This window comes from Aneurinibacillus sp. UBA3580 (genome assembly GCF_002375825.1).
Lineage (GTDB): Bacteria > Bacillota > Bacilli > Aneurinibacillales > Aneurinibacillaceae > Aneurinibacillus > Aneurinibacillus danicus.
In genome coordinates, this window is record NZ_DFMZ01000111.1 from 18,824 (window position 1) to 27,562 (window position 8,739).

Consider the following 8,739-nt stretch of genomic DNA (forward strand, 5'->3'; position numbering starts at 1 on the left):
TCACATGAAATTAGACAGTAATAATCATTCGGTGTTCAGTCTGAATTATCATCTCGTGCTAGTGATTAAGTATCGTCGTAAGGTAATCAACACGGCTGTATCTGAAAAAGCAAAGCAGATGTTTATGGATATTGGTGAGAAATACAATATCACATTGCTAGAATGGAATCACAATCAAGATCATGTTCATGCGTTGTTCAAAGCACATCCCAAAACAGAACTTTCTAAGTTCATCAATGCTTACAAAAGTGCCAGTTCTCGTATCATCAAAAAAGAGTTTCCTCATGTGAGAAAGCAGTTGTGGAAAGAGTATTTCTGGTCAAGAAGTTTCTGCCTGCTCACTACAGGCGGTGCTCCAATCCATGTGGTGAAACAGTACATTGAAAACCAAGGAACCAAGTGAGGTGAAAAAATGCACAAGGCATTCAAGTTTCGTCTGTATCCAAACAAAGAGCAAGCCATTCTCATTAACAAGTCCATTGGTTCTAGTCGCTTTATTTTTAATCACTTCTTAGCGAAATGGAATGATACATACAAAGAAACGGGGAAGGGACTCACCTACAACACTTGTGCTAATCTCCTTACATCCTTGAAAAAACAGGTAGAATGGCTAAAAGAAGGAGATGCCCATGCTTTGCAGTCCTCACTACGAAATCTAGCCGATGCTTTTGATCGCTTTTTCAAAAAGCAAAATGATGCACCTCGTTTTAAAAGTAAGAAGAACCCTGTACAATCCTACACAACGAAGATTGAAAAGAAAAACCAATGGCCTGAAGTCAGTATCATAGGAAATAAGATCAAGCTCCCTAAGCTCGGTTGGGTAAAGTTTGCGAAGTCCAGAGAAGTCGAAAGTCGTATTCTTTCTGCTACCATTCGTCGGAATCCCTCTGGAAAATACTTTGTTTCCATCCTTTGTGAAATGAACGACTGTCCCTATGTTCCAGTAGATCAAGAAAAAGCAGTGGGGATCGACCTCGGTTTAAAAGATTTCGCCATTTTTTCTGATGGCGAGAAAGAAAAGGCTCCGAAGTATTTCAGAAAGTATGAGAAGCAATTAGCGAAAGCCCAGAGAACCATGAGCCGACGAACCAAAGGTGGGGCGAATTGGCGCAAAGCACGCATCAAAGTAGCTAAAATTCACGAGAAGATTACCAACGCCCGTCATGATTTCCTTCACAAGCTGTCTACCAAGCTGATTCGCGAAAACCAAGTCATCAGCACGGAAGACTTGCAAGTGAAGAACATGGTCAAGAATCATAATGTAGCCAAGTCCATCACGGATGCTTCATAATTTACCCCTTAGACTGGTTATTATGCTGTTATAGAGGTGTAGTGTTGTTTAGTTTTCTGTTTTAAATATCTGCCAATAGTGTTTCGGACGGTGTGTTTATTGCGGCCTTAAACCGTGTTGGACACGAAAAAGACATGACATTTTACGGGAGGATTTATCAGCAACTGGATGGGAGATATTATGTAATCGCTGGATGATGAGGAAGGTATTATTATTCAGGAGATTAATAAATAAGAAATTGATTTTGCTCGAAACCTGCTTCAATTTTTGCGGGACCGCCTCCCGGATACGTACGGTCTGTTGCTGGAGCAAGAAGCGATGCAGAGAAAGAAATCTGGTAGCTGTCCGGTCTTAGTTAACCTTTAGGAGCATTATCTTTATTTTTACAAGACTCTTTTCTTAAAAATCGCTGCTAATAGTTTGCTCCCATCCCCATCAAACTAAGAAATCCTTCTACCCAAAAAACCACTATTCTTTCTCTAAATAATGAGGTAGAGGATAATGGTTTTTATTAATCTCACAATTCCCGAAGAACTTACTTTGTTTTCACAAGAACTACAACACTATTTACTTCCTGGCGTTCTTTAAAAATTAGCCAAGAAATCCGGGATACAAGTTTAGGATTTATTGTTTACTTATGAAGTGATCATCTTCATTTTGAGATGAAATAAAAACCAGATACTTTTCTCCCTTTTTGCTTCCTGATATAACATAATATATTGGTGTAAATTTCTTTTGCTTTTCTGTTAAAAGTTTTATTTCTTGTTCCTTTAGATGTCTTAACTGTATATCTGAAACTTGGGTTAACCCATAATATTGCACGGCTGTTTTTTCAGCTTTTTCTCTTGATACAGCGACAGTGCCTGGTGCATCAGAAGAATCATTTGTCTTGCCTAAAGGTCCTGAACAGCTAATCAAAATAAAGCAAACAATAGACAGTATTATTATCCTTCTCAGTTCAACCCCCCCTTACAGTATGCCAAGTTGAATTTTACTGTGGCACTACTTTTACAGTTTCGTACCAGGAAGAAAGGTTCCCGACATATAAATAAACATCCTTAGGTGTTGTTGACCACGTATCATGAACGATTACATATTAATTTCTGTCCTATAAGTTAGTAAAACTAGGTGAAGTTCTTGTAACGCTTATAGTATACCCCCTAGCCTTCCAAAAATTAACCGTTCCTGTAACTCTATTATTCCAATCTGTGGCGCCTGTTGTACGGTTAGTTTTCATACAAACTGATAAACACTATCATTTTTCTAACAAATAAAGTAAAGGATGGTGTCACACGTGTTGATTAGCCAGTTTTAGTAAGGGAAAAGTTTTGAGGAAGGTTTTATTGATTTTATGATAAAATTGCAACAAGAAAACTGAAGTGAGGGACCGAAAGTGGAAGAAATGTTGAAGCAAATTCTTTCTGAGTTACAGTCACTTAGAGAGGGTCAAAGTAGACTTGAAAAAAGGATGGAAGCACTCGAATCCGGTCAAAATGATTTGAAAAACGATGTAAGGAATCAAATAGATGGACTAGCAGAGAAGCTCCTTGACAAACTTGATCACACTGCTACAGAAATCAAAAGTGAAGTGCGCCAGGTGGCAAATGCACAGGAAGAACAGCGCAGTGTAATCGAGTTACTTTCTTCCCGTTCTATTCAGCATGAAGCAGCTCTCAAAAGGAAAAACTGATATGGGAAAAGAGAAAATAATTTTTGTTGCTGTTTCTGAAAAAAGTCTAGATAAACGAATTGAGGAAAAATGGAACAAAATACGAAAAATAAATGAGGGATTTAAACAACGTCTTGAAATTGTAATAAGAAAAAATTAATTATAATGGACGAACGATCAATTTTGAAATGAGATTGGAGCCGATTTCCTGTACGCTAAGGAATCGACTTTTTAGTGGATTTTTAAGAGTGGGCTTTCACGACATAAACGGTGGTATTTGTGTCGTTTCGAAAAGAGCGACATGAACGCTCGTTCGCTGTCCGTGATATGGGACCCAGCCAGTTTTATTCGGCTGTCATCGTTGTGGGCTCAATCCGTAACAGCTCTTTCGGAGAGCAAGCGGCACGGCTAAATTGATGATTACAGCGTGAGAAATGCTTGGAAAAAGTATTTCAGGCTTTTCATTTGCTGAAATAAGCATTAAAATTTAGTAAATAACTGGGTTTAATAAGAAAAGAGGGAGAAGGATGACACGCGGCGTGCTTGTTATCAGTCATGGATCGCCCAATATAAGCTGGGTACAGAAAATTGACGGATTGCTTAACCAACTGAAAATCAGGCTGCCTACGGAAGCCGCTTTTCTTGGTATGGTGGAAGATAGGACAATCCAAAAGGGAATAGAGAGACTGGAGGCGAAGGGAGTAGAAGAGATTCTTGCCATCCCGCTGTTTGTCTCGAGCGGCAGCACCCATTTAAGCGAAATTCAATACGCCCTCGGACTTATCGACGAACCGGGAGTGGAGACAGACTTAAAGCCTCTTCTCATTCGGGCTCGTGTTATCTGGGCGGAACCGATGGATGATCATCCGATTATCCGCGAAATTCTACGAGATCGCGTACAGGAGCTGTCCGACAATCCGGCGGAGGAAGTGCTGCTGCTTGCCGCGCATGGCAGCGATGTACCCGGTTTTAAAGAACGATGGGAGAGGATGCTGGGACGGCTGGCCTCCGGTTTGCGGCGTGAGCTTGGCCTTAACGGAGCCACGTATGCAACCATTCATCCCGATACGCTCGCACGCCGTGCCCGGGCAGTGTCGAAGAAAAACCGCCTGCTTATCGTGCCTGTGTTTTTAAGCCCGGGCTATTATACGGAAAAAGCGATGCCGGGAAAATTGGATGGAATTGTGCATCGATATAATGGAAAGGCGTATCTCCCCGATGCCCGCATAGCACGGTGGATCGAAGAGACGATTGCCGCTTATTTATAAAAGATTGGCTTCCAGTGCTTTCTCTACTCGGGTCAGGTGTCTTTCCAGCATGCGGCGCGCTTTTTTAGGATCGCGGCTGCGGATCGCTTCGAAAATTTCCATATGCTCCTGGTATAGACGGCTGGCTGATCCGTCTTTGCTGTACAGCCACAGATTGCGGCTGTCCCGGATTGTATAGTTCATTACTTCCGAGATGCTCTCCATCATATTATTCAGGAATGGATTCTTTGTCGCGCGGGCAATCGCCATGTGGAATTGAATGTCATAAATGCGGGACATTTCTTCGTTATCGCCGCAGAGTGCCATGTTGTTTACAATTTCACGCAGCATCGCTTCATCTTTTTCATCATGGGCAAGCGCCGCTATCTCGGCACAGCCGGTCTCGATAATTTTGCGCACCTGCAGCAGGTGGGTGAGTTCCTGATGATTGCTGACGGTCAATGTAGACAGCTTTTTCAATGCGGCTGTGGCGTCGCTTTTGACGAATGTGCCTTCACCCTGCCGGGATTCGATCAAACCGCGTGCTTTCAATTGGCTGAGCGCTTCGCGGATTGTCGATTTGCCGACCCCGTATTGTTCGGCCAGTTTGTCGATTGTTTTTATTCGTGCACCCGGCTTCAGCATTCCTTCTTCAATCATCTTCTGCAAATCTTCTGCTACAATCTGGTAGCTTTTCTTAATTAAACTCATGCTCTCTTGGTTCTCCTTGTGATTTTTCTTTTCTTAATTTCGTACACGCTTTCTTTAATACTCTACAATTTTTTTTGAAACTATGGTAGAGTTAATAATAAATTCATCTGATGACCTGCTGAATAGCAAGGAGGAGGACAGTTGTGGACCAGCAAATAAAAAGCGAACTGCGCAGCATTGTCGGTAAAGATTATTTTTTAGATTCACCAAATGAATTATACGTATATTCTTATGATGCAACACCGTTGTATCAAGCGATGCCCGACGCGGTTGTCATTCCGGCCAGCGTCGAAGAAGTGTCCGCGATTATGAAGGTGGCCAGCAAGCATCGGATTCCGATTGTGTCGCGCGGATCAGGCACGAACCTGTGCGGCGGCACAGTGCCGGTCGAAGGCGGCATTGTATTGAATATGAACCGTCTGAATGAGTTTAAAGAAATTGATCAGGAGAACCTGACCGCCACGTTCGGACCGGGTGTCATTACGGCGGACGTGCACAAAGCGGTAGAGGCGGTGGGCTTGTTCTATCCGCCGGATCCGGGGAGTATGCGAATTTCCACGATGGGCGGCAACGTAGCTGAATGTGCGGGCGGCATGCGCGGCCTGAAATACGGGGTCACGAAGGATTATATCATGGGTTTGGAAGCAGTGCTTCCGAACGGCGAGGTGCTGCGGGTCGGCGGGAAGAATGCCAAAGACGTGGCAGGCTATGACGTAACGAAGCTACTGGTCGGATCGGAAGGAACACTTGCGGTCATTACGGAAATCACCGCAAAATTGTTACCGCTTCCGGCGGCTAAACAAACAATGGTCGCCTATTATAATGATCTGACATCGGCAGCGCGCAGCGTGCAGCGCATTATCGCGGCGAAAATCATTCCAGCCACGCTGGAGTTCCTCGATCAGGCTACGATGGTCGTAGTGGAAGATTTCGCGCACATCGGCCTTCCGCTTGATATGAAAGCGATGCTCATCATTGAGCAGGATGGTTCGCAGTGGCAGGTCGAGCACGACATGGAGCGCATTGCCGATATCTGCCGTTCCGAAGGGGCGACGGAAGTTCGCACTGCACAGACGGCAGAGGAAGGCGCAAGTCTGATGGCGGCGCGCCGTTCCGCATTGTCTGCGCTGGCACGGGTAAAGCCGACGACAATTCTTGAAGATGCGACCGTACCAAGGGCCAATCTGGCCGAGATGGTCGATCAAGTAGATATTATTGCCAATAAATATGGATTGCAAATCTGTACATTCGGTCACGCGGGTGATGGCAACCTGCATCCGACATGCCTGACGGACGAGCGGGATAAAGAAGAAATCCATCGCGTCGAGCAGGCGTTTGAAGAAATTTTCCATGCCGCAATCAAGCTTGGCGGGACGATTACCGGAGAGCATGGCGTCGGTATGGCAAAAGCCGGCTATCTCGATTTGAAAGTCGGACCGGTCGGCATGGACTTGATGAGACGGATTAAGGAAGCATTTGATCCGTATGGCATTATGAATCCTGGCAAAATTTTTGCGAAAAGCGCAAGAAGAAGGGTGGTCGTGAACACCAATGGGTGCGGATGCGAACATGAACACGCTCACAACTAAACCGCAGAACAGCACAACACCGGGCTGCGAATCGACGAATATCTCGCTTTTAGGCAAGTTTGATATGAACGAAATCATGAACTGTATGCAGTGCGGCTTCTGCCTGCCGGCCTGTCCGACGTATCGTCAAACCGGCAAGGAAGTAGCGAGCCCGCGCGGTCGGATTGCCCTGATGAAAGGGGTCGCGCAGGAGTCGCTTGAGGTGGATAATGAATTCGAAGCTAACATGTATCTGTGTCTGGGTTGCCGGGCCTGCGAAACGGCCTGTCCGGCAGGCGTACCATACGGAAGCCTTGTAGAAACCGCGCGCGAAGTGGTGGAGACCCGGAAGAAAGAAGAGAAAAAAGCGCCGTTTATCCGCGATATTATCTTCAATAAGGTCTTCCCGCATCCCGAGCGTATCGAAAAGCTGGGGACGGCACTCTGGGCAGCACAGTCTGCGGGCCTGCAGACGATGGCGCAAAAAACCGGGTTGATTAATATTCTGCCGCGTCCGATGGCGGAAATGCAGCAGGCTGTCGACAAAGTCGCCTCTCCTGCGGAACGCAAGAAGCGTCAAAAAGTCATGAAGCCAGAAGGGCAAAAGGCGACATTGAAGGTTGGCATGTTCAAAGGCTGTATCATGGACGTCATGTTTTACGAGACGAATCAGGCAACCGCACGCGTTCTCACCAAAGCGGGGTGCGAAGTCGTATTTGTGGACGATCAGGCGTGCTGCGGCGCGCTGCATGCGCACGCCGGGGAAAAGGACGGAGCCGTAGATCTCGCCAAACGCAACATTGAAGCGTTCGAGAAGGCCGGTGTCGATTTCATTGTGAATAACGCCGGCGGATGCGGGGCGGCGCTGAAAGAGTATCATCACTGGTTCCATGACGAACCGGAGTGGAAAGAGCGCGCCATGAAGTTTGTATCGAAGGTGCGCGACGCCAACGAGTTGTTGGCAGAGCTGCCGGAGCTTACATTCAAGAAAGAACTGAACGTGCGCGTTACGTATCAGGATTCCTGCCACTTAGCGCACGGGCAGGGCATCCGTAATCAGCCGCGTCAGCTTATCCGCAGCATTCCGGGTGTCGAATATATCGAGATGATAAATGCGGACAGCTGCTGCGGCTCGGCGGGCATCTACAATATTACGAACTTCGATATGTCGATGCGCATTCTCGATGACAAAATGAAGGATGTCCGGCAGACGAAAGCACACATTATCGTCACTTCCAATCCGGGCTGTCTCCTGCAAATGAAGCAGGGCATTATCCGTGCCGGCATGAAAGACCAGATGGAAGCGGTCCATATTATGGACCTTTTGGATCGGGCACTATAAAAGCATGGTCGTATAATCTTTATACAGTTTTTTCGTAAAGGGTAAAAAATAAGCAATAACCTTCGTCTTTGCTGATTGTACAAGCCGAAGCGTTATTGCTTATTTTTTTCTTTTAATTCTTTTAACATTTTTATTGTGTGGCGAACTTGCTCTTTAACGATTTCCTGTTCTTTTGGCGAAAGATCCTGATACCCTTCATAAGCGGAAATATTAATGGAAGGGTCGCGAAGAAGCTGGGGAAGGGGATGGGGATCATCGACGCGTCCGAGGAGATAATCGATTGAGACGCCAAAAAAGTCGGCCAATTTTTCAAGTGTCACAAAATCAGGCTGTCGTTTATCGATTTCATAATGTGCATAAGTTCCGCGGGAAATATTGAGAAGTTTCGCCGTTTCTTCCTGGGTCAAACGTTTTTGCTGGCGAAGCTGCTTTAATCGGATACCTAACAGAACAATCCCTCCCTTTTTTATTCCGATTTATTATACTGTAGCAAAATGCTACATAAAAATATTTGTAGCGATAAGTTACAAATTCCATTGTTTTCTATGAAAATGTACAGTAAAATTAAGGAAAAAGTTGCTTATTGCCACAGGAAGAGAGGGACGGTGAATTTGAAGCAAAGAAAATGGCTGGTCGAAATAAGAGAAGGAAAAAAGTATACACAGGCACAGGTTGCGGCGGCAGTAAACATACAACGAGCTTATTATACGCAAATTGAGAACGGGGTGCGGACCCCGAGTGTACCGGTGGCACAAAAAATAGCTGCAACCCTGCAATTTGATTGGACTCGCTTCTTTGATGAAAAGTAAAGCCGCAAAAGCGTAGTGTTTCTTATGTTAACTAGATAGAGAAGGAGAAGGAGAATAGAATGAATGAGTTTACATGCAAGGAAGAGATAGAGGAAGAGCGGT

Annotated in this window: 10 protein-coding genes and 1 pseudogene; 8 read left to right on the forward strand and 3 right to left on the reverse strand. The window is 45.3% G+C overall.

Annotation, left to right across the window (positions count from 1 at the left end):
• Positions 1–4 precede the first annotated feature (4 nt).
• Together tnpA and tnpB are read left to right on the forward strand one after the other, a co-directional pair.
• Entirely contained in the window at positions 5–403 is a 399-nt protein-coding gene (tnpA, locus tag B2899_RS15525; RefSeq protein ID WP_286886997.1) for an IS200/IS605 family transposase, read from the forward strand.
• 9 nt (positions 404–412) lie between these two features.
• A pseudogene (tnpB, locus tag B2899_RS15530) lies at positions 413–1,288 on the forward strand (IS200/IS605 family element RNA-guided endonuclease TnpB); the annotation flags it as partial.
• A gap of 627 nt (positions 1,289–1,915) precedes the next feature.
• Here tnpB and B2899_RS15535 read toward each other — a convergent pair.
• Positions 1,916–2,209 carry a hypothetical protein gene (locus tag B2899_RS15535; protein ID WP_286886999.1) on the reverse strand — a complete coding sequence of 98 codons (294 nt, stop codon included), beginning with the start codon at positions 2,207–2,209 and terminating at the stop codon, positions 1,916–1,918.
• A 475-nt stretch (positions 2,210–2,684) separates the two neighbouring features.
• Between B2899_RS15535 and B2899_RS15540 the strand changes: the two genes are divergently transcribed.
• The 3 genes from B2899_RS15540 to B2899_RS15550 all read left to right on the forward strand — a co-directional run bounded on the left by B2899_RS15540 (position 2,685) and on the right by B2899_RS15550 (position 4,228).
• The gene (locus B2899_RS15540) at positions 2,685–2,981 is read left to right on the forward strand and encodes a hypothetical protein (protein WP_286887001.1); all 297 of its coding nucleotides are present in this window, start codon (positions 2,685–2,687) and stop codon (positions 2,979–2,981) included.
• A 1-nt stretch (position 2,982) separates the two neighbouring features.
• Entirely contained in the window at positions 2,983–3,120 is a 138-nt protein-coding gene (locus B2899_RS15545) for a hypothetical protein (protein ID WP_170230399.1), read from the forward strand.
• Positions 3,121–3,487: 367 nt separating this feature from the next.
• Positions 3,488–4,228: a sirohydrochlorin chelatase gene (locus B2899_RS15550; protein WP_286887004.1), complete on the forward strand. Its 741-nt coding sequence runs from the start codon at positions 3,488–3,490 to the stop codon at positions 4,226–4,228.
• Here B2899_RS15550 and B2899_RS15555 read toward each other — a convergent pair.
• A complete protein-coding gene (locus B2899_RS15555; RefSeq protein ID WP_286887007.1) occupies positions 4,223–4,918 on the reverse strand; it encodes a FadR/GntR family transcriptional regulator in 696 nt (231 codons plus the stop codon). The genes B2899_RS15550 and B2899_RS15555 overlap by 6 nt on opposite strands.
• 143 nt (positions 4,919–5,061) lie before the next feature.
• Between B2899_RS15555 and B2899_RS15560 the strand changes: the two genes are divergently transcribed.
• The gene (locus B2899_RS15560) at positions 5,062–6,507 is read left to right on the forward strand and encodes an FAD-binding oxidoreductase (protein ID WP_286887009.1); all 1,446 of its coding nucleotides are present in this window, start codon (positions 5,062–5,064) and stop codon (positions 6,505–6,507) included.
• The gene (locus B2899_RS15565; protein WP_146812258.1) at positions 6,488–7,828 is read left to right on the forward strand and encodes a (Fe-S)-binding protein; all 1,341 of its coding nucleotides are present in this window, start codon (positions 6,488–6,490) and stop codon (positions 7,826–7,828) included. The genes B2899_RS15560 and B2899_RS15565 overlap by 20 nt, the downstream gene beginning before the upstream one ends.
• Positions 7,829–7,920: 92 nt before the next feature.
• Here the strand turns inward: B2899_RS15565 and B2899_RS15570 are convergent, their stop codons facing one another.
• Positions 7,921–8,304 (reverse strand): helix-turn-helix transcriptional regulator, encoded by a 384-nt coding sequence (locus B2899_RS15570; protein ID WP_349679055.1) that lies wholly within the window; start codon positions 8,302–8,304, stop codon positions 7,921–7,923.
• A gap of 129 nt (positions 8,305–8,433) precedes the next feature.
• On the opposite strand from B2899_RS15570, the gene B2899_RS15575 reads away from it, so the two are divergent.
• Positions 8,434–8,637: a helix-turn-helix transcriptional regulator gene (locus B2899_RS15575; RefSeq protein ID WP_371863587.1), complete on the forward strand. Its 204-nt coding sequence runs from the start codon at positions 8,434–8,436 to the stop codon at positions 8,635–8,637.
• The last annotated feature ends 102 nt before the right edge of the window (positions 8,638–8,739 follow it).

What these genes read in the sequence shown, in the direction of transcription:
- tnpA (WP_286886997.1), top strand. Translation starts at nt 5, where the DNA reads ATGAAATTAGACAGTAATAATCATTCGGTGTTCAGTCTGAATTATCAT.
- B2899_RS15545 (WP_170230399.1), top strand. Translation starts at nt 2,983, where the DNA reads ATGGGAAAAGAGAAAATAATTTTTGTTGCTGTTTCTGAAAAAAGTCTA.
- B2899_RS15550 (WP_286887004.1), top strand. Translation starts at nt 3,488, where the DNA reads ATGACACGCGGCGTGCTTGTTATCAGTCATGGATCGCCCAATATAAGC.
- B2899_RS15555 (WP_286887007.1), bottom strand. Translation starts at nt 4,918, where the DNA reads ATGAGTTTAATTAAGAAAAGCTACCAGATTGTAGCAGAAGATTTGCAG.
- B2899_RS15565 (WP_146812258.1), top strand. Translation starts at nt 6,488, where the DNA reads ATGAACACGCTCACAACTAAACCGCAGAACAGCACAACACCGGGCTGC.